At 68.3% G+C, this 21,264-nt stretch carries 21 protein-coding genes; 9 read left to right on the top strand and 12 right to left on the bottom strand.

Annotated elements, in window-relative coordinates; genetic code table 11:
- Positions 1–18: 18 nt before the first annotated feature.
- Positions 19–1,182: a serine/threonine-protein kinase gene (locus ACMTAK_RS01475; RefSeq protein ID WP_413804443.1), complete on the bottom strand. Its 1,164-nt coding sequence runs from the start codon at positions 1,180–1,182 to the stop codon at positions 19–21.
- Between the two features lie 48 nt (positions 1,183–1,230).
- A complete protein-coding gene (locus tag ACMTAK_RS01480) occupies positions 1,231–3,039 on the bottom strand; it encodes a hypothetical protein (protein ID WP_413804444.1) in 1,809 nt (602 codons plus the stop codon).
- A 131-nt stretch (positions 3,040–3,170) separates the two neighbouring features.
- On the opposite strand from ACMTAK_RS01480, the gene ACMTAK_RS01485 reads away from it, so the two are divergent.
- From ACMTAK_RS01485 to ACMTAK_RS01500, 4 genes are all read left to right on the top strand, one after another.
- Positions 3,171–3,920, top strand: coding sequence for an SAVMC3_10250 family protein (locus tag ACMTAK_RS01485; RefSeq protein ID WP_413804445.1), 750 nt, complete (start codon positions 3,171–3,173; stop codon positions 3,918–3,920).
- A 268-nt stretch (positions 3,921–4,188) separates the two neighbouring features.
- Positions 4,189–4,644, top strand: coding sequence for a transposase (locus ACMTAK_RS01490; RefSeq protein WP_413804446.1), 456 nt, complete (start codon positions 4,189–4,191; stop codon positions 4,642–4,644).
- Positions 4,556–4,885, top strand: coding sequence for a hypothetical protein (locus tag ACMTAK_RS01495; protein WP_413804447.1), 330 nt, complete (start codon positions 4,556–4,558; stop codon positions 4,883–4,885). The genes ACMTAK_RS01490 and ACMTAK_RS01495 overlap by 89 nt, the downstream gene beginning before the upstream one ends.
- On the top strand, positions 4,855–5,952 hold the full coding sequence (locus ACMTAK_RS01500) for a helix-turn-helix domain-containing protein (protein ID WP_413804448.1): 1,098 nt from the start codon (positions 4,855–4,857) through the stop codon (positions 5,950–5,952). Before ACMTAK_RS01495 ends, ACMTAK_RS01500 begins: the two co-directional genes overlap by 31 nt.
- A gap of 265 nt (positions 5,953–6,217) precedes the next feature.
- Here the strand turns inward: ACMTAK_RS01500 and ACMTAK_RS01505 are convergent, their stop codons facing one another.
- The 4 genes from ACMTAK_RS01505 to ACMTAK_RS01520 form a co-directional block, all read right to left on the bottom strand.
- Positions 6,218–6,712 (bottom strand): hypothetical protein, encoded by a 495-nt coding sequence (locus tag ACMTAK_RS01505; RefSeq protein WP_413804449.1) that lies wholly within the window; start codon positions 6,710–6,712, stop codon positions 6,218–6,220.
- A 558-nt stretch (positions 6,713–7,270) separates the two neighbouring features.
- Positions 7,271–7,618: a MerR family transcriptional regulator gene (locus tag ACMTAK_RS01510; RefSeq protein WP_413804450.1), complete on the bottom strand. Its 348-nt coding sequence runs from the start codon at positions 7,616–7,618 to the stop codon at positions 7,271–7,273.
- 1,391 nt (positions 7,619–9,009) lie between these two features.
- Positions 9,010–9,645, bottom strand: coding sequence for a hypothetical protein (locus ACMTAK_RS01515; RefSeq protein ID WP_413804451.1), 636 nt, complete (start codon positions 9,643–9,645; stop codon positions 9,010–9,012).
- 321 nt (positions 9,646–9,966) lie between these two features.
- The gene (locus tag ACMTAK_RS01520) at positions 9,967–11,472 is read right to left on the bottom strand and encodes a SulP family inorganic anion transporter (protein ID WP_413804452.1); all 1,506 of its coding nucleotides are present in this window, start codon (positions 11,470–11,472) and stop codon (positions 9,967–9,969) included.
- 394 nt (positions 11,473–11,866) lie between these two features.
- Here ACMTAK_RS01520 and ACMTAK_RS01525 point away from each other — a divergent pair, with 394 nt between their 5' ends.
- Positions 11,867–12,271 carry a MerR family transcriptional regulator gene (locus ACMTAK_RS01525; protein WP_413804453.1) on the top strand — a complete coding sequence of 135 codons (405 nt, stop codon included), beginning with the start codon at positions 11,867–11,869 and terminating at the stop codon, positions 12,269–12,271.
- Here the strand turns inward: ACMTAK_RS01525 and ACMTAK_RS01530 are convergent.
- Positions 12,249–12,902 (bottom strand): TetR/AcrR family transcriptional regulator, encoded by a 654-nt coding sequence (locus ACMTAK_RS01530; protein WP_413804454.1) that lies wholly within the window; start codon positions 12,900–12,902, stop codon positions 12,249–12,251. The genes ACMTAK_RS01525 and ACMTAK_RS01530 overlap by 23 nt on opposite strands.
- Before the next feature lie 88 nt (positions 12,903–12,990).
- Here ACMTAK_RS01530 and ACMTAK_RS01535 point away from each other — a divergent pair, with 88 nt between their 5' ends.
- On the top strand, positions 12,991–14,424 hold the full coding sequence (locus ACMTAK_RS01535; protein ID WP_413804455.1) for an MFS transporter: 1,434 nt from the start codon (positions 12,991–12,993) through the stop codon (positions 14,422–14,424).
- A 36-nt stretch (positions 14,425–14,460) separates the two neighbouring features.
- On the opposite strand, the gene ACMTAK_RS01540 is transcribed toward ACMTAK_RS01535, so the two are convergent.
- Positions 14,461–15,750, bottom strand: a complete 1,290-nt coding sequence (locus ACMTAK_RS01540) for an MFS transporter (RefSeq protein ID WP_413804456.1) — start codon at positions 15,748–15,750, stop codon at positions 14,461–14,463.
- Positions 15,740–16,420, bottom strand: coding sequence for a hypothetical protein (locus ACMTAK_RS01545; protein ID WP_413804457.1), 681 nt, complete (start codon positions 16,418–16,420; stop codon positions 15,740–15,742). The genes ACMTAK_RS01540 and ACMTAK_RS01545 overlap by 11 nt, the downstream gene beginning before the upstream one ends.
- Before the next feature lie 145 nt (positions 16,421–16,565).
- Here ACMTAK_RS01545 and ACMTAK_RS01550 point away from each other — a divergent pair, with 145 nt between their 5' ends.
- Positions 16,566–17,252 carry a TetR family transcriptional regulator gene (locus ACMTAK_RS01550; RefSeq protein ID WP_413804458.1) on the top strand — a complete coding sequence of 229 codons (687 nt, stop codon included), beginning with the start codon at positions 16,566–16,568 and terminating at the stop codon, positions 17,250–17,252.
- Between the two features lie 298 nt (positions 17,253–17,550).
- Here ACMTAK_RS01550 and ACMTAK_RS01555 read toward each other — a convergent pair whose 3' ends face one another.
- Together ACMTAK_RS01555 and ACMTAK_RS01560 are read right to left on the bottom strand one after the other, a co-directional pair.
- Complete coding sequence (locus ACMTAK_RS01555) at positions 17,551–17,814, bottom strand: LysR family transcriptional regulator (protein WP_413812765.1); 264 nt, start codon at positions 17,812–17,814, stop codon at positions 17,551–17,553.
- On the bottom strand, positions 17,706–18,545 hold the full coding sequence (locus tag ACMTAK_RS01560; protein ID WP_413813261.1) for a helix-turn-helix domain-containing protein: 840 nt from the start codon (positions 18,543–18,545) through the stop codon (positions 17,706–17,708). Before ACMTAK_RS01560 ends, ACMTAK_RS01555 begins: the two co-directional genes overlap by 109 nt.
- A 365-nt stretch (positions 18,546–18,910) precedes the next feature.
- On the opposite strand from ACMTAK_RS01560, the gene ACMTAK_RS52620 reads away from it, so the two are divergent.
- Both ACMTAK_RS52620 and ACMTAK_RS01575 read left to right on the top strand, forming a co-directional pair.
- A protein-coding gene (locus tag ACMTAK_RS52620) for an IS630 family transposase (protein ID WP_461773803.1) occupies positions 18,911–19,989 on the top strand; the annotation gives its coding sequence in 2 pieces (ribosomal slippage) (positions 18,911–19,412 and positions 19,412–19,989; 1,080 coding nt in all).
- A 51-nt stretch (positions 19,990–20,040) separates the two neighbouring features.
- Complete coding sequence (locus tag ACMTAK_RS01575) at positions 20,041–20,427, top strand: sigma-70 RNA polymerase sigma factor region 4 domain-containing protein (protein ID WP_413804459.1); 387 nt, start codon at positions 20,041–20,043, stop codon at positions 20,425–20,427.
- Positions 20,428–20,470: 43 nt separating this feature from the next.
- Here the strand turns inward: ACMTAK_RS01575 and uppS are convergent, their stop codons facing one another.
- The gene (gene uppS, locus ACMTAK_RS01580) at positions 20,471–21,247 is read right to left on the bottom strand and encodes a polyprenyl diphosphate synthase (protein WP_413804460.1); all 777 of its coding nucleotides are present in this window, start codon (positions 21,245–21,247) and stop codon (positions 20,471–20,473) included.
- Positions 21,248–21,264 lie beyond the last annotated feature (17 nt).

The raw sequence follows: 21,264 nt of genomic DNA on the forward strand, positions 1-21,264 counted from the left end.
CATCAGACCCAGAGTGGTTCAGTTTGTGCGCGCTCTGCTGTTCCACCGTGCGAGGCCCTCGAAGGCATCCAGTGTCCGGACGTCGTAGGGGCCGAAGAAGCCCTGGCAGTCCCGGGCGAGCTGGTTGTAGAGGGCTGCTGCTCCGCGGGTGTCGCCTGACTGGCCGGTAAGGTCTGCGTGTTCGGCGCGTGCATCGATCACCGGTTGATCGCTGGGTTGGAAGCGGAGTTCCAGCTCGAAGATGCGCGAGTCCAGTGCTTCGATGCGTCTGGAAAGACCGGCATTGCTGCCGTGCGCGTCGGGTGCGTCGGCTTGTCCGGCGAGATCGTCCGTCACGTCCAGGACGTTGAGGATCTCGCCCACCGTATGTGCGACCCTCTGAGCACTCCCAGGACGCTCTGCTGGGTCCTTGGCCAAGAGAGCCCGAACGAGGTTGTCGAGCTGAGCGGGGACGCCGGGGCGGTGGGCGCTCGGAGGCGCCGGCACTTCGTCCTGATGCATACGGCCCACGGTCATGGCATCGTCCTGGGGAGTTCCGAAGGGCGGGCGTCCTGTCAGCATCTCGTACAGGACGCAGCCCACGGAGTACAGGTCGCTGCGTTCGTTGCCGGTCTCGCCGAGCCACCGCTCGGGTGCCTTGTACAAAGGGGTGCCCGCGACGGTGTGGGTCTGGGTGGCGTCGGTCAGGTACGCCAGCCCGAAGTCGATGAGTTTCACGTCCCCCTGTCGCGTGATCATGATGTTGTCGGGCTTGATGTCGCGGTGGATCACCTCAGCGGTGTGCGCGGCGCCGACTCCCTCGCAGATCTGGCGTGTCCAGCGCACGGTGCGCTCGAGCGGAAGCCTCGGCCCGGCCCTGAGGTGCTCGGCGAGGGACCTGCCCTCGACGTACTCCATGACGATATAGAAATCGCCGTCGTGTTCGCCGCTGCCATAGATCTGCGCGACACGCCTGTGGTTGAGCCGGGCCATGGCCTGGCCCTCCCGCTGAGACATTCTCGCGGTCGACTCGGCGAACTCCGTAGGGATTCCCTGCTGCATGAGACGGCGCCTGGCAAAGAACTTCACGGCCACGGTGCGGCCCAGCCTCGTATCCTCGGCTGTCCACACATCGCCCATGGCGCCACTGACGGGGCCGTCCTTGAGCCTGAAATGGTCACCGATCAGTGTGGAGCTGTCCACCCCTCACCCCTTGTGCCTTGTGCGCGTCGAATCGCGTCGCCCTTGTGGTCAGCGCTGCTTTGAGGTGCCCGCCCAGAGGGCGAGGGCTGCTAGCTTCTGCATGGACTCGTGCCATTCCGTGAAAAAGTCCTCTCGCTGCTGCAGTGCGTTGGCCAGCGTCGCGACGGCCTTATGGCGCAACTGGTCGCCCTGCTCGCGCACGTGTCTCTTCCGCAGGGAAACGCCGCAGACCTCCCACAGGACCCACCCGACCACGGCGAGGATGAGGAAGAGGAACACTCCCCGCGCGAGACCGTCGACGAACGGCACCACGAGCGCCCCGGCGACGGTCCCGAACAGCAGGACGCCGCAGACGCGTGGCCAGCGGCGCACCACGGCGTCCGACCGGGCTTGGGTCTGTTGCTCAAGGCGCGCGGCGAGGTCGTCAACGAGGGGACCCGACTTCACGCGCTGGTGCGGATCGGTCGGCAGGTTCCAGGAGTATCCCGCCACGCTCAGGGTGATGTGGTGGGGGAGACGACGCCGGGACTCAGCCACAATTCGGTTGGCGGCGTCCTCCAGGCTTGGCCAGATGGCGCGGAGGGCCATGCGGCGGGCCGGAGGGCCGAGCCGTGCCTCGTCCGGCGCGAAGACGGCCTGATCCAGGAGCACCATGAAGGTCACCGGCTCGGCTTCCGGGCCCAGGGACGACCGGTGTGCCTGCCTGGCCGCTTCCAGATCTCCCTCGTGTTCGATGATGCGCTCGAGCCGTCGCATCTGCTCACGCAGGTGTGCCTCGTCAGGTTCGAGCTGGTTGATCAGCCGCTCAAGGGCGCTCTCGACGTGGCGGCCGTCACCGACGGGCCGGTCGACTCCGTCCGGGCCGTCGGGGAACGTGCGCCGGAGGTAGTCCAGAGTGCTCTCGGGTATGGTCGCGAGTTCCCAGCCGTGCCGGAGGGCGTCCCACTGAGTTCCGCATGTCTCGCGCAGCGCCGTGTACTGGTCTTCGGATGTCCGGCTGCGCAGGTCGCGCAGCCGGGCTTCCCACTTCGCGGCCGCCGACGTGCGGTGCATGCTCTGGTTCCATCCCGCCATAGCCTGCAGGGTGTAGCTGAGTGCCTCCTCTCCCAGTTCGTTGCTTGCGATGGCGTCCAGGACGACGTAGAAGTCCTGGCCGAGTTCCCCAGGGTCGAGTGTCTGGAGGTAGGTGTCCATCCAGGCAGCCGCCGCGGCCTCGTCCCCGAGGCGCGAAGAGGTCAGGGCGAAGAAGAGGTTGGCCTTGGCGGCGTCCAGGGTGCAGGCGTGCGACTGGGCGCGCTCACCCTGATCGGTCTCGCTGCGGAAATTGGCGGCCACCGCCATCATCGCCGGGGCCAGCCAGTAGGCCGGCTCGAGGAGCATCCGTTCCTCGGCACAGGCCCGTACCGTAGCGGTGTTGACCACCTTCCTGCGCACGGCCTGTGCCGTGAGGGTGTGGACCAGCCCGCGGGCCAGGGCACGGGTCTGCTTGCGCTGGGCGAAGTCCGCTTGAAAGACGGTGGTCAGACGGGCCAGTTCGGCCTGGGCCCGGGCCACCTCCCGGTCGCGGCCGTACTGCTCGATGAAGGCGTCCAGAACCTTGCGGGTGCCGCTGACCGCGCTCTCCAGTTCCGCGACATCCTGGCGTACTTCGGTGACGTCACCGCGCAGCCGGACGACATCGGCGCGCACGCCGTGCAGACCGTCTTCGAAGGTGTCCAGCCTTCCCCCGTGGCGGGCTTGTTCTTCCCCTACGTCCTCCAGCCGTTCGGTCAGCCGGTGCAGGGCTGAGTCGGTCTCGTTCCGGTCCTCCATGACGTCCCCCGAGGTCATCGCGGCTTGTGGCGCGTGCTTTCTCATTATCGAGCGCCCACGCACCCTTTGCGGTCAACTGGCCGGAAATGAAGGACGGTTGGGCGACAGCGGCCGGTGTCGGTGCGGCGTGGCAGTATGACGTGCCATGGAGCCAGCACACCGGACGAGGATGCCCCTTGCGTGAGATCGCTTATCTGTCAGAAGGAAAGCTGAGGCAGTTCATACCTGAGCCCCGGCGTCTGCCGCGGGCGAGCGCTCTTCGTCTGACCACGCCACTCGGCGGCATCGACGTGGACGCGCCGGCCCCGGAGGGGGAGCTGGGGCAACTGCGGCACCTGCGGGAGGTGCACCAGCATCTGGAGCTCGTTGCGGAGTGGTACACCGAGCCCCAGCTGCGTCCCGGTCAGTGGGTACAGTTCGAAGCCCCATTGCGGTGCGTGACACTCAGCGGCGCCGACCAGGATCTCGTACTGTTCGTGGACTCGGTGCGGGCATGGGGCGCAAACCGCGCGACAGCCGGAGACTGCCGGTTGTTGATGCACGGGTCGGCCCGGCATCTGCGGGGCTGGACACCGATGCCGGTAGACGGCCCCGAGCTGGAGGTAGTGAACTCCGCATCCAGTCTTGGCGCCTCCTTCGTCACCCGGGCAGGACAGGCCGTCGAGGCACTCACCCGGCACCGCGAGCCGCCGCCCGGGAACCAGCCCTCACCTCGGACAGCCGCCGACCTGCACGGTCGGGGCGTCCAGGCGCTGCTGCACGCCCTGGACGAGGAGGACACCGGCATCGACACGTCCGCGATGATGACCGGATACGCGCGCGTCACAGGGCTCCTTCCAAGCACCAACACCACGTCCCCGTGCTTGGTGGCGAGCCCGCTCGTTGTGAAGTACGCGGCGGCCATCGCTGAGCAGCGTCTTGCGTAAGAAGCTGTTGTCTTTTCGATCTTGAGCGGTGGCGGTCGAACGCGGGTTCTCGGTCGGGTGATCCTGCCGTGGCCAGAGCATGAGGACGGGGCCTCCTGAACAGCTCGTGGGTGTCGAATCCATAGAGCATCAGGAGGCCCCGGTGCCGCAGTCTTCCGTGTCGAGGGCCGGGCAGTCCAACTCGGCCGCTCCAACGTGTGATTGCCTCGCGCACGTGTACGGCAACGCGGCTGACCGGCCCGAGCGGCAGCGCCGGTACCCGTCGGACATGACGGACGTGGAGTGGGCTGAGGTCCGGCCGCTGCTGCCGACGCCGGGCTGGATGCGCGGGCGGGGCGGCCGGCCGGAGGGATACTGCCACCGCGCGGTGCTGGACGCGGTCCGCTATCTCGTGGACAACGGCGTCAAGTGGCGGTCGGTGCCGGCCGACTTCCCGCCGTGGGACCGGGTGTATGCATTCTTCCGCCGCTGGCGCGACCACGCCCTGGTCAAGGAGTTCCATGACCGTGCGCTTGCCGAAAATGTCGTCCGCCCTGGTAGGAGGGGGGTGCACGGTGCGCCGGAGATCGACCGGCGAAGTCGCCAAAACAGGCGCTCTCGCGAGGCTGGCGCTCACCGCGGCAAGATGATCGGCCGTGCTGCTGCGACTGGCTTACCTCGGCGTAACGAACGCGTTCGCGATGCTTCGCCTGCTGCCGATGACCGACCGGGACAAGGACGCTGAGATCCTCGCCCTGCGCCACCAGATCACCGTGCTGGAACGCCAACTCGGCAAGGACAAGATCCGGTTCACGCCCAGCGATCGAGCGTTGTGCTTGCCGAGAATTCATCCTCCCTGGTCGGAGGCCTGCACCGGACCTCACAGTCGTCGGCCGCGGTCGCTCGAGTCGGCGCTCTCGCGTAGCCGGTGGTCCACGCGTCATGATGATCGATCGTGCTGCTACGACTGGCCTACCTCGGTGTGACGAATACCTTCGCGGTGCTGCGTTTGCTGCCGATGAGTGGCCGGGACAAGGATGTAGAGATCCTGGCCCTGCGCCATCAGATCGCGGTCCTGGAACGCCAACTCGGCAAGGGCAAAGTCCGGTTCAGCTCAAGCGACCGGGCGTTCCTGGCGGCGCTGCTGCACCGGCTGCCGTTACCCGCCCTGCGGCGGGTGCGGCTGCTCGTGCGTCCTGACACGGTGCTGCGCTGGCATCGCGACCTCGCCAGGCGCCGGCATGCCGCCTTATCCCGGCCCAACCGACCCGGCCGACCTCGTACGGTGCGCTCTATCCGGATTCTGGTACTGCGTCTGGCGAGGGAGAATCCAAACTGGGGCTACAGGCGTCTGCACGGTGAGCTGCTCGTGCTCGGCGTGAAGGTGTCCGCCTCGACCGTCTGGAAGATCCTCAAGGACGCGGGCGTCGATCCAGCGCCCGACCGGAGTTTCAGCACGTGGGCCGACTTCCTGCGCTCCCAAGCCGACGCCCTCCTGGCCTGCGACTTCTTTGAGACGGTCACCTTGTCCGGCACGCGGATGTACGTACTCGCGGTAATCGAACACAGCAGTCGCCGCCTCCGGATCCTGGGCGCCACCGCGCACCCGACCACCTCCTGGGTAACGCAAGCTGCGAAGAACCTGGTCATGGACCTCGAGGACGTCGGCTGCCGGGCGCGATTCATGATCCGCGATCGGGACGGGAAGTTCCCCCAGCTGTTCGATGCCGTCCTCAAGGACGCAGGGATCGAGGTCGTCCTCACTGGCATCCAGATGCCGAGAATGAACTCGGTCATGGAAAGGTGGGTGCAGACCTGCAGACACGAACTCCTGGACCGGACCTTGATCTGGAACCAGCGGCACCTCCTCCACGCCCTGCGAGAGTTCGAGCAGTTCTACAACTTCCACCGACCACACCAAGGCATCGCGAACGCCCGACCGCTACACCCGCTGCCCTCACCAATCGACGATCCGGACAAGTTAAGCAACCTCGACATACGACGCCACGACCGCCTTGGCGGCATCCTCCACGAATACAAGCATGCCGCGTGACCTGCACGGATGAAGTATTCGGCAAGCACACCGTTGCCGACCCGGTTGACGAAACTGGCGGCGATCAGCACGCGCTCCGGCCCGCTGTCCCCCGCCATGCGGCCTACTCGGCCTGCCAGGCTGCCCTTGAGCATGGGCGGCAGGCTAGCAGCGGTCACAGAACCCGCCGCAGTTGTACGGAGATCGCGTGCCATAAATGCGCCGCGGGCCCCGACGACGAGTGCTTCATCCCCGAAGGCGTGTCGGGAAACGAATGACGACAGCGCTACCGGCGGTGCCGCTCGATCGCTTCGGCGGCCGCCAGCGCGAAACCCGCCACGTTGCGCGGACAGCGCCAGCCGGATCCCGGGTCGGGATCCCCGCCCTTCGCGTCGAGGTCCTCCCACGTGTAGTCGGAGCCCCCGGCCAGCAGCGACAACAGCATCTCGAAGGACTCCAGGTGTGCGCTCAGGTCGTCGTCGCACGGATGAGCCGCGTGATGGCACGCGGCCTGCACGACGGCGGGGTCCGAGGCGGCGGCCGACAGCGCTGCCACCACCCGCCGCGCCACCTCGGGATCCGCGTCGTACATCGCATGGCCGTGCGTCCACGCCAGGCCCAGCGTGTAGAACGCCGTCACATCCGGATCACGCGGCCGGGCAGCCCGGGCCCCGTTGAGCCGCTCCACGCACTCCAGCAGGGTCTCGTCGTGCTCCCCGAGGAAGTACCCCTGCCATATCGACTCCCAGTCGTTGATCAACTCGTCCGCATTAGCGATCATGATCACTGAAGACGCCCGGCGGGAGGCCCCGGTTCCGGCAAGGCCGAAAAGGGCCGCAGAAGCTCAGCAGATCGGCCCCCTCGCATCGGCACGAAACATGGTGGAGAAAACCCCAGTGTCCGAAGCGGCGGCGTGGGTGCGTGTCAGCGACGCAGGACGTTGACGCGCTCGCCTCCGAGGATGGGGGCGCTCTCACAGTCTGCCGGGACGACGAGGTACGGCCCGCGTCTTCCGGCGCGGCCGCCAGGAGCTCGCGGTAGAACTCCCACCCACCGCTCGCCCTCGAGCGCGGCCGCAATGCCCTCAGTGTTTCGCGGCACCCGGTCCGGCTCCGCCTGCGGGTGCGCCCTGTTCTGTCGAGGAACGCGTTCATGCACACGGTGTCGTCGTACATGAAGCGGAAGCAGACTGCCCAGCAAGATCAGGGGTCATGACCATCGGGAGAGTCGCCAACCTCCGCCTTCGTACTCATACAGCGAGTCGTCCAACAAGGAGGCACGCCCGTTCCCGGCCAGCATGCGCGGGCGGCAGCCGCGAAGCCCCTGGGAGTTGCGGGTCTCAGCCGTCTCGGGCCTCGGTCGTCGGGTTCGCTGATTCGGCGGCGCGGCGGTATTCGGCATTGATGCGCTGGGCTTCTTCGAGCTGGTCTTCGAGGATGACGATGCGGCAGGCGGCCTCGATCGGGGTGCCCTGGTCGACGAGTTCCCGGGCGCGGGCGGCGATGCGCAGCTGGTAACGGGAGTAGCGGCGATGTCCGCCCTCGGAGCGGAGCGGGGTGATCAGGCGGGCTTCGCCGATGGCGCGGAGGAAGCCCTGGCTGGTGCCGAGCATCTCGGCGGCCCGGCCCATGGTGTAGGCGGGGTAGTCGTCGTCATCGAGACGGTCGAACGATTCGTCTGCTGTCATTGCACCTCTCTGTGGAACGCATGGAGGGGCTCTGGTGCCATCTGGCACCAGAGCCCCGAAGGAACTGCTACACCATCTGCCGGTCCTGGTACTGCGCCGGCCTTCTGTTTCCGCAGACCCGACCGAGATGCTGTCGGGGGTGCGGGGATCGCGGTTGCTTGACCGGAGACCACCTCACTATCGATGTCCTGCGGTACCCGGACTCAGCCATTCCGCCCGGGCGATCCTGATGGCGCGGGGCTCCTCCGTTCTTCCCTCTTGATCAACACTTGCCAACGGGTACTGCGTACTGCTCAGTGGCCTGCGACAGCGCCACTCTTCGGCAGCCAGCCCTGTCGCCTGTCCTGCGTCTGCTCTGGCTTAGAACCCCACTGCCGAACTTCCCGGTGCGCGCGTCCGCAGCCGACGCCTTCACCGAGGTGCTGCTCACTGACTTCACTGCTGGGTACTGCGAACTGCACTTACGGGTACTGCCACTGCGTTTACTGCGGTCCTGCTCACGGCGGCCCCTGATCACTGCGGGCCACCCGGTCCGGCCATCAGTCCCGTCGCCGTCCTGCAACAACCGTGGCTTCGGAACTCCACCACCGCACCGTCCTGCGCACTGCAACTGCGTGTACTGCTGCCGGCAGTTCGTCTCTGCCAGGCCCTGCTGATCTCGGCTACGAGAGAAACCATAACCACGCCATCGCCCAATGTCTACTCCGGCCAACATAGATTTCCGCGTGTTCGACAGCGAGGTAATCGACCTCCGCGCCCCTGGCCATGGCAACGACATCGCCCGTATCCGCCGCCCCTCAGCGGACCTCGTTGCGCTGGACCGGGATGAGGGCTCGCCATCGCGGCTCAGACCGCGGGCATCGGCGTGCTCGGGCCGGGCGTCTGCCACCAGCAGCCGCCGCGTCGCCTCCGGCCCAGGAGCTGTCGAGACAGATTGCCGGACACCCGTACTGGTGTGGACCATAGGGCACACCGGCCGCGCGCATGGAGCTCAAGGAGCTCGCCCGGCGTGAGGTCGGGTGATGAGAATCGCCGCCCGAGCGGAGGCATCGATCCGGGCTTTCCCATCACGCCGCGGCGAACCCCTCAGGTAGCCGATTCCTCAGTCTCGCCCTGGGCCGTCCAGGTCCTGCGAACGCGGCGGTGGCCGTCGGTCTCCTCGATGAGCTTGATCACGACAGCTGGGTCGCCTCCGTGAGCCCGACCCACTCCGCCTACCGGTGCTGGGCAGTGCTGGCGACGTGTAGGCCCGCATTCGGAATGTCCTGTTCCGGTGTGCGGACCTGGGCCTCGTCCGCTGTCTCATTCGAGGGACACCGCAGATCTGTCTCATGATCTTGTCCTTTGAGCTGCTCGACCCACCGTCCGGATGGTTCCGAACCGGCCCGGAGTCAGAGTGCTGCGCCGAGAGAGACCCGCGTCACGTCTTCCCACGTGATCGTCTTGGCCTGCGGGTCCGCGGTGACGTCGACAAGGTGCACCGCTTTGATGTGCAGCGGAGCGTGGCTCGGTCGCACTCGCCGGAGGAGGCGTTGCGCGGCGTCGGAGTCTGCCTCGGCGTACGCATAGGCCGTTGTCAGATGTTGAACTCCGAACTCGTACTGGCAGGCGGCATCGCCGAGCGTGGCACGGGTGGCGTCCCTGGCCGCGGCGTGCAGGGCAGCGAGTTGGTGATCGGGATGAGTGTCGGCGATCGTTCCGCTGGAATAGCTAAGAATGGACCCGATCATGATGGTGAACGGGGCGATGGTGACAACCCGGTGGCTGACCTCGGCGACGAGTTTGTCCCGCTCGGCTTGGCCGATCAGGTGAGCGGGCTTGCTGATCTGGTCGACGGTGATGTGCAGCCAGCGGTGTTCGACCGGGGTGATGGGGAAGCCATCGGCTAGAAGGGCCCGGTTCGAGTCCGTGACCAGTTGGGCGAGGACATCGTGGCGCGGGTCATCCCAGTCCACCTGGAGATACCAGTGGAGCAGGGTTCCGGACTCCCAAGGGGCCTTTCCCTGCTTGAAGTTGAAGGCTCGCATGAATCGGAAAGGTAGTCGCCGTCGCCTCCAGAAGGTGACGGTTGTGCCGGGTTGCCCGGAAAACGATCAGGCGCTGAGAGCCTCGGTGAGTAGTGCACGCGGCTGGCCGGTGAGGGCGTCGCACAGTCCTTCGGTTCGTGTCTGCACCAGCCCTGTACGGAATGCTGCCGGGAGCTTGTTCCACGCGTCGGCCATGTCGGCGGCGCCTTGAGGATCGCGATCGGAGGCACCGTGCAGTGTCCAGCACCAGCAGGGCCCGCGTTATGACGGACGGACCGCAGGGGTGTGCCTTCCTGCGGCCGTCGGCTGCGGTGATGCCGGTCAGTGCCCTGCGGTGAGTTCGCCGCTGAGCTTTTCGTGGAGGTGGGCGCTGGGCTGGTTCAGGCCGATGATCTCGACCTGCTTGCGGCGCTGGGCGTACTTGGTCTCGATCGCGTCCAGGGCGGCGACGGAGGAGGCGTCCCAGATGTGGGTGCCGGACAGGTCGATGACGACCTTGTCCGGGTCGGTGGCGTAGTTGAACTGGGTGACCAGGTCGTTGGAAGAGGCGAAGAAGAGTTCGCCGGTGACGGCGTACACGACCTGGCTGCCGTCGGGGTCGGTGACCGAAGTGACGTTGGCCAGGTGTGCGACACGCTTGGCGAAGATCACCATAGCGGTGATCGAGCCGACGACGACGCCGATGGCGAGGTTCGAGGTGGCGACCACGACCGCGACCGTGATGACCATGACGGTGATCTCACCTGCGGGCATCCGCTTGAGCGTCTTCGGCGCGATGGAGTGCCAGTCGAACGTCGCGAACGACACCATCACCATCACCGCGACGAGCGCGGCCATCGGGATGTCGGAGACGACTGGCCCGAAGACAATGCACAGCACCATCAGGAACGAGCCGGCCAGGAAGGTGGACAGGCGGGTGCGGGCGCCGGAGACCTTCACGTTGATCATTGTCTGGCCGATCATGGCGCAGCCGCCCATGCCGCCGAAGAAGCCGGTGACGATGTTGGCGATACCCTGGCCGATGGACTCGCGGGTCTTGTTGGAGCGGGTGTCGGTGATGTCGTCGACCAGCTTGGCCGTCATCAGCGACTCCATCAGGCCGACCAGCGCCATCGCAAGTGCGTAGGGGGCGATGGTGGTCAGGGTGTCGAGGGTGAAGGGCACGTCGGGCAGGCCGGGCACCGGCAGGGCGGAGGGCAGTTCGCCCTTGTCGCCGACGGTGGGCACGGCGATGCCGGCGGCGATGGTGACCACGGTCAGGATGATGATGGAGACCAGCGGGGCCGGGACCGCCTTGGTGACCTTCGGGAAGAGCACCATCAGGACCAGGCCGGCCGCGATGAGCGGGTAGACGGGCCACGGCACATCGGTCATCTCCGGCACCTGCGCCATGAAGATGAGGATGGCGAGCGCGTTGACGAAGCCGACCATCACGCTGCGCGGCACGAACCGCATGAGTTTGGCGATGCCGAGCGCGCCGAGGGTGACCTGGAAGACGCCGGCGAGGATGACGCAGGCGACGAGGTAGCCCAGGCCGTGCTCGCGGTTGAGGGGAGCGATGACCAGGGCGACGGCGCCGGTCGCGGCGGAGATCATGGCGCGGCGGCCACCGACGATCGAGATCGTCACTGCCATGGTGCAGGCGGCGAAGAGGCCGATCTGCGGGTCGACCCCGGCGATGATCGAGAAGGAGATCGCCTCGGGGATCAGGGCGAGCGCGACGACGAGGCCGGCGAGGACCTCGGTGCGCCATACCTTGGGGTCGTGGATCCAGCCGGGCTTGAGGCCGCGCAGTCGTGCGGCCGGGGAGAGCGCAGGAGCAGACAAGAGGGCGGTACCTGTCGTGGTCGGGCACGCCCGGTCAGCGGTGGGGCGTGCGGGAGGAGTGCGAGGACCGGGCCGGTCCATCGCGAAGCCCGCGCGCAGGCGGGCCGAGGTCGAAAGGGAGGCAGCGCGCTGCGGGGAGGCGGCTGCTCAGGGGCGAAGGGTCATGGCGGGCAGGCGGCGGCGCGGGGCAGCATGGGCATCCGCTCGCTCTCTCCTGCAGGCATCGGTCTTCGCCGGGGCGTCGTCGGCCCCGACAGGGCGGCACGGGAGAGGATCCCGCACCATGGAGTGCGACGGCACAGCCGTCCGCACTCCGGGAACTCTACCCTAACGTTACGGTAGAGATCGAAGCGGTTCCTGCGCCAGCAGGATGGGCGAGGTGAAAGGCAGGCGCGTGAGCGGCGAGCACATGCAGATCGGCGAGGTCGCCGCGCGGACCGAGCTGTCGCTGCGTACCATCCGGCACTACGAGGAGACCGGCCTGGTCATCTCCTCCGCTCGCTCCCAGGGCGGCTTCCGCCTCTACACCGAGGCGGATGTGGCGCGCCTGATGGTCATCCGCCGGATGAAGCCGCTCGGCTTCACCCTGGACGAGATGCGCGACCTGCTCGCCGCCACCGACCGTCTCGATTCCGGCGACGAGCTGCCCGCCGAGGAGCGGGCGCGGCTCCTGGACCGTGTACGGCACTTCGAGCAGGCCGCGCAGCAGCGGGTCGTCAACCTGCGCACGCAGCTGGCGCGGGCGGAGGAGTTCGCCGACACCCTGGCCGGCCGCCTCACGAGCGCGACCGCTTCGTAGCGGCCTTACGGCCGAGGCGGTCGCGTGATGGGTCGGTGAAGAGCCGGTCCAGGTGGTCGTGCAGGATGTCCAGGGCCGCCGGTGCGGTGCGCTGGCCGACCAGGACGCTGGTGCCCAGGCCATGACTGAGGGAGAGCAGGTGGGCGGCCTCGCGAGGGGCGTCCCGTTCTGTGTCCATGGCGCCGTCGCGTTGCGCCTGCTCCAGGACTTCGGCCAGCTGGGCCTCCAGGCGGTCGGGGCCTGCGACGAAGGGCTGGGCGGCGAGTTCGGGGTCGGTCATGGCCAGCACCGCGTACGAGGTCCACACCAGGTGGAAGCCGCGGCTGGCGGTGTCGGTGGGCAATGCCTCGGCGAGGAACGTGTCGATGAACGCGCGTGCCGTCACTGGACGCGGCAGCCGGTCGAGGCGGTGTGCCCATCGCTCGTGGCTCTGCTGTTCCAGCCGTTCCAGGGCGGCGTGCATCAGCTGGGCCTTGGTCTCGAAGTAGTACTGCACCAGGTTCAGTGACATCCCGGCTTCGCCGGCGACCGCCCGCATCGTCACCGCATGCAGCCCCTGGGCGGCGGCGACGCGGACCAGGGCGTCGGTGATGTGCGCCCGGCGCTGGGCGTGGTCGACCCGTTTCGGCACTGATCAGTCCTTCGTCTCGCGCGGCAACCCGTTTTTATAGTACCGCTGTACGATGAAAACGGATCGGTGGTCGACAGGTGGGAGGGACATGGGATTCCGCGAGGCACACGACTCCGGCAGCGGCGGCCCGGACACGGTCGCGACGGTGAGGGACAGCCGGGCTCGGTCGTCGGTGCTGTGGCTGGCGTGCGCGGCGCAGTTCATGGTGGTGCTCGACGTGTCGGTGGTGAACGTCGCCCTGCCCTCGATCCAGCGCGCGCTCGGCTTCACCGGTTCCGGACTGCAGTGGGTGGTGGGCGGCTACGCCCTGGTCTTCGCAGGGTTCCTGCTGCTGGGCGGGCGCCTGGCGGACCTGTACGGCAGGCGCCGGGTCTTTCTGTGGGGGCTGGTGCTGTTCTGCGCGGCCAGCCTGGTCGGCGGCCTCTCCACCACCCCTGGGATCCTGATCGGTATGCGCGCCGTGCAGGGGCTGGGCGCCGCGGTACTGGCCCCGGCAACCCTCACCCTGCTCACCACCACCTATGCCGAAGGCCCGGCCCGTATACGGGCGTTGGCGATCTGGACCGCGGTCAGCTCTGCGGGCGGGGCGGCCGGGAACCTGATCGGCGGAGTCCTCACCGAGTCGCTGTCGTGGCGGTCGATCCTCCTGGTCAACGTCCCCATCGGCGCGGTGGCCGTGGTCGCCGCAGTACGGGTGCTGCCCGCCGACCGGCCGCGCGGTGGAGGCGGCGGCCTCGATGTCCCGGGGGCGGTGCTGGCCACGCTCGGCGTGAGCACCCTCGTCTACGGCGTCTCCCGGGCCGATGAGCACGGCTGGACCGGGCCCGAAACGCTCGCCGGACTGGCGCTCGGCGTGCTCGCGCTGGCCGCGTTCGTCCTGGTGGAAGCCCGGTTCGCCAGTGCGCCGCTGGTGCCGCCGTGCTTGGTGCGGCTGCGGCCGGTCTGGGCGGGTAATACGGTGATGCTGCTGGCCGGAGCCTGCTTCATCCCCATGTGGTACTTCCTGAGCCTGTACATGCAGGACGCCCTGCACTACGGGGCGCTCGCCACCGGGCTCGGCTTTCTTCCCCACACGCTGGTCGGCATCGCCGCCGCCCGCCTCGCCCCGGCCGCGATGCGCCGCACGGGACCGCGCGGCCTGATCATCGCGAGCGCGCTGCTGTCCGCCGCCGGGTTTGTGTGGCAAAGCCGGTTCGCTGAGGGCAGCGGCTATGTGGACGGGCTGCTCGGGCCGGCGGTCGTCATGTCGGCCGGAATGGGCCTGCTGATCACCCCCATCACCACCACGGTCACCTCAGGCATCCAGCCCCGGGACGCTGGCGCCGCCTCCGGCCTCATGAACGCCACCCGGCAGATCGGCGGCACCATCGGCCTGGCCGCCCTGGTCACGCTCGTCGCCACCGCCACCGGCGCGCCGGCCTCTTACCGAGTGGTGTTCACCGCGCTCGCCGTCGTCTGCACCTCGGTCGCGGCGCTCGCCTTCACCCTTCCGCCCCTGCCACGTACTGCAGCCAACCAGTGAGCCCGACATCCGGCGCAGCGGTTACCCGCCGACGCCTCACGTCGGATCACCCAGCGGCGCATCCTGCGTTTTCTGCACACCCCACTCCGTTTCTTCCTCATCCGGTGATTCAGGTTCACGCAGCCGCAGCAGCGCGGCGAGGATGCCCGCGCATCCAGCCGCGGCGACCAGCGCGCCCGTGGCGATCGAGGTGGCATCGATCAGCGGGCCGAACAGCAGCGGTGAGGCGAACTGCCCACCGAACAGCGCGGTCGCCTGCAGCGAAGTGGCCGTGCCGCGCTGTCCGGCCGGTGCGGCCCGATCCACCAGAACGGTCAGGGTGGGCATGGTGACGCCGCTGCCCACGCCGGTCAGCACCGGGACCGCCAGCAGCGGCGACCAGTGCCCGGCCACGGCGAACAACAGCAGTGCCGCCGTCCACGCTGCGGCGGCGACCCGCAGCAGCATCACATGTCCGAACCGGGCGGTGAGCCGCGAGTAGCAAAGGCCGACCAGGCCGGCCGCCGCGGAGGCGAGCACCGTGCCGTACAGCGCCACGAGGAGCGTGTCGTCGATGCCGAGTTCGTCCAGACGGCGGGGCAGGGAGACGGCCAGGACCATCATCAGCCCGGTGGTCGCCACCCACAGCCCGCACAGGCCCAGCAGGAGCGGACGCCCGCGCAGCAGCCGCAACGCTCCGCCCCTGCCGCCAGCACCGGTGGGAGTGCGGTCGCTGGTGGGAGTGCGGTCGCTGGTGGGCGCCCCCTTGGGCAGGGCGATCCAGGTGGCCGCGCCGAGCGGCACACCGATCAGGTAGATGGCGAACGGGGCGTGCCAGGACAGGTTGCCCAGGGCGCCGGGCGCGAGTGGATAGATGAAGCCTCCGGCGGTGGTGGCCGTGGTGCGCCAGCCCATCACCTTGTCGCGCATCTCGCCCCGGTACAGGCCCAGCAGGGCCGCGGTGGAGCAGGTGAACACGGCCGCCGCGCCCGCGCCCAGTACCAAGCGGGACGCCAGCAGCAGCGGATAAGAGCTGATGACCAGGCCCGCACCACCACCCAGCGCGTACACCACCAGCCCGGCCGCGAGGGGAAGACGGGCGCCGTAGCGGTCGGTGGCCCGGCCTGCCAGCGGGCTGACGACGGCAATGGCCAGGCTGTGCGCGGTCAGCATCAGGCCGGCCGCGGTGCCGCCCACCGCGAGGGCCTGCCGGATCACCTCGATGACCGGGACGATCGTGGCACCACCCATCACGCCCAGCGTGGAGGCCAGCAGCAACACCGTCAGCGGCGCCCGCCCCGACCTGGGCATCGGGCCGTCCAGCACGCGGGCGACGTCAGAGGACATCGGCGCCCGCCGCCTCGGACAGGGCTGTGTGCAGGTGCCAGCGGCGGTATCCGCACGGGCGTACGCCCGGGATCTCGCCGGTGATCCGGCCGCGCACATTCGTCGGGTCCGCGGCCTCGACAGCGTCGATGTGAGCCCGCTCGGTGCTCCACTCCGCATAGTTGAACACCCGCGTGCCGTCCGCGCTGAGGTGGAAGTGCGCGGAGAGCGAGCCCGGCATCGGAGGCACCTCCTTGGTCATCGAGAACACCTCGTCGACGAAGTGCCGTTGCCCTTCAGGCCCGTCCACGTCGAACACCGGGGTGCCCACACACCCAACCGGCCCCCGCTCGACCCTGCTCACAAAGGAGCGGTGCACGCGGTAGCGGGCCGGCGCGGACGGCTCGGTGCCCGCGATTCCGGACACGTACGGCGGCGTGGCTGCCAGTGCCGCATCGAGGGCCGCGTCATCGGCCCACTGCTCATAGGCCATCAACACCTGCCCGTCGGTACTGGCGAACAGCGACCAGCTCAACAACCCTGCCGGCCACGACCCCGCCTCCCGCCCGGCCACGGCCTCATCGGCCACCGCCTGCTGACGGGCGCCATCTCCCGTATACCGGACGGTGATCACCACCGTGCGCGCGTCGGCTCGGGCGACGTCGGGCGGAGTCTCACTGCGGCGGATCACGGCATCTCTCCCCACATATCGAAAAGACGGGACAGGGCGACGCACCACCCTGGAAGAAAAGTGGGACTGAGTCCAACAATGGCACGAGTGTCGAATAGTCTCCAGTGCCATTCAGGTCCGCGTCCTGCTTCAGTAGGCTTACCCCGTGGCCATCAACCCCCGAGCCCCAGCAGGCGACAGCGACCTGCCGCTGCGCGAGCGCAAGAAGCAGCGCACCCGCCGCGCTCTCGCCGACGCCGCGCTGACCCTCTTCAGCGAGCGCGGCTTCGACCGCGTCACTCTGGAAGAGCTCACCGCACACGCAGAGATCGGCCGCAGCACCTTCTTCCGCTACTACGCCACCAAAGAAGAGGTGGCCATGGCCGCCGAAGGCGAACTCTGGGACGCCTACACCGCTCACTTCGAAGCACACACGGACTCCGGTCCCGCCCTCGACGCCCTGCGCACCTCACTGACCGCGGCGATCCTTTCCATGTCCGACGACTGGGACCACCGCTTCCTGCGCACCCGCCGCCTCGCCGCCGGCACCCCTGCCCTGCACGACCACAGCCTCGTGTCCTCGATGAAGGTCCAGCAGGAACTCATCGACATCCTCGAAGAGCGCCTCGGCACCGACAGCCGCCAGGACGTACGCCTGCGCCTGCTCGGCGAGCTGGCCCTCGGCGCCTGGCGCTGCGGCGCCCGCAACTGGGTCGCCGGCCGTAGCCCCGACGGATACAAAGCCCGCGGACACGGCGGCACCAAGACGCTAGCCCGCCGCGTCGAAGAAGCCTTCGCCGCCATCCCGGCCAGCCTCACCCTGGAGCTGCCGCCCAGCCAGGCATCCCTGTAACTGCCTTCGTCGGCGGCAGCGCCGATGGTGAACCATCCCCGGGGCACACAGTGCGCCGAGAATCTCGCGGCGGCGCGCCTGCGTCACGATCAGGATCACGCGGCGGGCGGTGCAATGGCGGACGGGGCGGCGGCGATTCCCGATCCTCGCGGGTACGTGCGCGAGCAGTACGCCGTCTGGGCCGCGGCACGCGCTGACCGGACCGAGGCGGGTTGCCAGAGACTGTCGAGGACCGAGCGGCGCATGATGCGCGACTGGCAGCCGCCTACCGCAACGCCTTCCGGCAACGCGCCTTCTCCTAGCCGACTTCGGCGGCGGCGAGTTGACCAGTGTACGGCTGGGCGGCGCGAAGCACCTTGTGGCCGAAGTAGGTGAGCCGCATCCGGTGTCCGCACTGACCGCGTATCAACAATTGCCCCTGGAGGTCTTGTTCCAGGTGCTGGAGCTGCGGGGTCAGGGCGGAGGGGCTGATGCCGGCATCGCGGCAGAACGCCGCCAAGGTGGGGTAGGCAGCGGCCTGGAGGAACCGGTGCAGCCGGCGCTGCCCGGCGTAGGTGCGCACCGCGGGCTGCAGGAGGGTGGGGAAACAGTCCACGTTCGGGGCATCGTCCGTGCGCCGTGCCCGCGCCTTTCGCTTTGTTCGCGCGGCGGGTGAAGGCCGGGGGCCGACTGCTGCCAGGTCTCCCGCGGCTGGTCCACGAGGGTGTGCGCCCAGTCCTCGACGGCCCGCACAACCTCCTGGCCGAGAGGGGTGAGCTCGAGCGGTCGGCCGCGGTCGGCGCGGATCAGCAGGGGGCCGCCGAGGTCGGTCTCCAAGCGCTGCAGCTGCTGGGTGCGGCACGCCTCAAGGAGAGTGGGGTAGCCGACAACCTGGAGGAAGATGCGCAGTCGGCGGATGGCGTAGGTGTTGTTCAGGCTGGGCTGGATCACTGCGGGTGCTGACGCGAAGTCGTACCGCGCGCCCCGGGGTTGCCTGTTGTTGCCCACTGGGAGCCCGTGGTCGCGGGCGCGGGCTGCCACGGCCGCTCCGCTCATGCTGGTCTCGCGCCCGATGTCGGTCTGTGTGCGGCCTTGGACGACGTACTGCTCGCGCAGCCACTTTTTGTCCAGCTTCTTGCGCTGTGTGGCGCAGCGTCGGGGGATGCCGTACTCGTCGGCGAGCACGGCCAGGGTCTTGCGTGAGACGCCCGTCTTGCGCTCGATCTCTGTGAACGGGCGGTCCTCGCCCACGTACAGCTGCTCGAAGCGGGCCTTGGGAAGAATCCCCCGGGCCAGCGGCAGACTCCTGTTCACGCTGCCGGGGGCCCGGGCCCGGATCGCCTCGGCGGACAGGCTGGGCGTGGGCAGCGGGTACTGGGCCGCGGCGTAGCGAAGGGTCCTCAGGTGAAGGCAATGCCAGGCACCGGAGCAGTGAGAGCGCACACCGCGCTGGGGATGCCGGGCACAAACCCCTCGGATGTGAAGGATCACCGCAGTGACGAAACACTTCAGGCGCCGGATCCCCCGGCAGCGGCGCACGCTGGGCCAGGGATCGCCCGATCTGCCGCCGAAGTCCCTGGAGCAGTGGAGTGAGGTGATGCTTACTGATCTCGGCTCGTTAGGGTGATGTTTGCGGAACATCCTGATGTGGGTGTGGTGTTGTCGGTAGTCCGTGGTGCGTGAGATATGCGGATGGGGGCGGGCTGACGCCTGCAGCACGGCGGCGCCGGGAAGCGGTGCGGATACAGGCGGCGGAGCTGTTCGCTCAGCAGATCAAACCGCCCGAGGTGGCCCGGCAGCTGCGTGTGAGTGTGAAGTCGGCCTACCAGTGGCAGCGGTTGTGGCGGCAAGGTGGTGCCGACGCGCTGCTTTCGCGAGGGCCGAGCGGGGGCCGGTGTCGCCTGTCGCCGCGCTGTCTGGAAAAGCTCGCCGGGTATCTCGAGCAGGGGCCGGCCGCGCACAGCTGGACGGAGGACCAGGTGTGGACGGCTGCACGGGTGGCCACGCTGATCGGCAGGAAGTTCCACGTCTCCTACAGCGTCTCGGGCGCGACGAGGCTGATGCGCCGGCTCGGTTTCACTCCGCGGATGCCCGCACGCAGGGTGGCCGAGCGCGACGAGCAGGCCGTGACCGGCTGGAAGGAGGCGACCTGGGGGGAGGTAAAAGGGCCCGGGCGGCCTGCGGGGGCTACATCTGCTTTGAGGACGAGGCGGGCTTCACCCGCAGGCCGCCCAAAGGACGCACCTGGGGCCGGCGAGGCCACACCCCGGTCGTCACCGTCAGCGGACGACGCTCGGGGCGCCTGTCGGTGGCCGGGCTGATCGCCTGGCGCCCGGGCTCCCGCACCCGGCTGTGCCACCGCCTGCTCACTCACCCCGCGGGCAAGGGCACGCGACGCAGCATGAGCGAGCGCGACTACATCGCCCTTCCGGACGGCGTCCACCAGCTGGTGAAGGCACCCGTCGCGCTGGTATGGGACCGGCTCAACACCCACGTCTCCAAGACGATGCAGGAGCTGGTTGCTGAACGTGAGTGGCTGACGGTGTTCCTGCTTCCTGCGTACTCGCCCGATCTGAACCCGGTCGAGGGCGTGTGGGCACACGTCAAACGCAGCCTGGCCAACCTCGCCGTCGTCGCTCTCGACCGCCTGGAGAAGCTCGTGCGCAACCGGCTCAAACGCCTGCAGTACCGACCCGACACCCTCGATGGGTTCATAACCGGGACCGGCCTGCCCCTGAACACCCCCACATCACCCTAACGAGCCGAGATCAGTAACGAGGAAGCGCTCCGCAACTACACCCGGGCGCGGGTGACTGCCGCACATGAGGACGAAGTCTTCGTGAAGGCCCTGTTCAACCTGAGCAACTACTTGGAGAAGGGGCCTGTCAGTGGGTCAGTTCTCGCGATGAAGAAGATCTGCCGGAACACGGGGGCCCAGCATATCAAGGACCTGAAGCGAACCCGCGAGCAGCTGGTCGGGGACGACACCTGGATCCTGGAAGACGTGGCGCCGGCCATCGACATCGACCCCACGAGGCGCGTCGAGCTGGCGGAGTCGCTGACGGTCTTGCGCAGCGAGTTCTCCGAACAGCAGATGACGGTCTTCGTGCTCGCGGAATACGAGCGCTTCAAGCCGTCCCCGGAGGCGATTGCTGAGCTCACGAGCCTGCTTGCACCGGGCGACAGCAGCAGGTGAACGTCAGCTCCCGATCGGGCCCGGGCGAGGCTGCGCGCCTATCTCATGCGCCATAGCGTCGTTGCCGGGCCGCGTAACTGCGCAGGGCACGCAGAAAGTCGATCTCTCGGAAGGCGAGCCAGTAGGCCTCGCAGAAGTACAGCTCCGAGTAGGCGCTCTGCCACAGGAGGAAGTTCGACAAGCGCTGTTCTCCGCTGGTGCGGATGACGAGATCTGGGTCAGGTTGTCCCGCTGTGTAGAGGTGACGGGTGATGTCGTCCATCGTCAGGCGTACTGCGAGGTCTTCGAGGGTGGTTCCGACTGCCGCCTGTTCGTGGAGCAGTTCGCACACGGCATCGATGACTTCCTGCCTTCCGCCGTAGCCGATGGCGAGGGTCACTTGTGATCCGGTGGTGCAGCCGCGGGTCGCCTCGACCGCTTCCTTGAGAGCGTGGGCTGTGGAGTCAGGCAGGGCATCGAGGGTTCCTGCGATGCGCACCTGCCAGCGGGCGTCAGGGCGAGCGAGGTGAACTGCCACCACCTGCTCGATCACCTGCATGAGAAAGGACACCTCGGTGTCGCCGCGGCGCTGCAGGTTCTCCGTGGAGCAGACGAAGACCGTCACATGCTTGATGCCGGCCGCCTCGCACCAGGACAGCACGTTCTCGACGTGCTCGGCACCATAGCGATGACCGATGCTCGGGTTGGCCATGCCCATCTGCCGGGCCCACCTGCGGTTTCCATCCATGATCAGGCCGATGTGCTCTGGCAGCGGCCCCGCTGCGGTCTGCCGACGCAGCCGACGGGCGTACAGGGCGTAGAAGAGATCGGTGGTGCGCATGGTGAGGCCTTTCGCAT

Origin of the sequence: Streptomyces lacaronensis (genome assembly GCF_047337785.1) — a bacterium.
Classification (GTDB): domain Bacteria; phylum Actinomycetota; class Actinomycetes; order Streptomycetales; family Streptomycetaceae; genus Streptomyces; species Streptomyces lycopersici.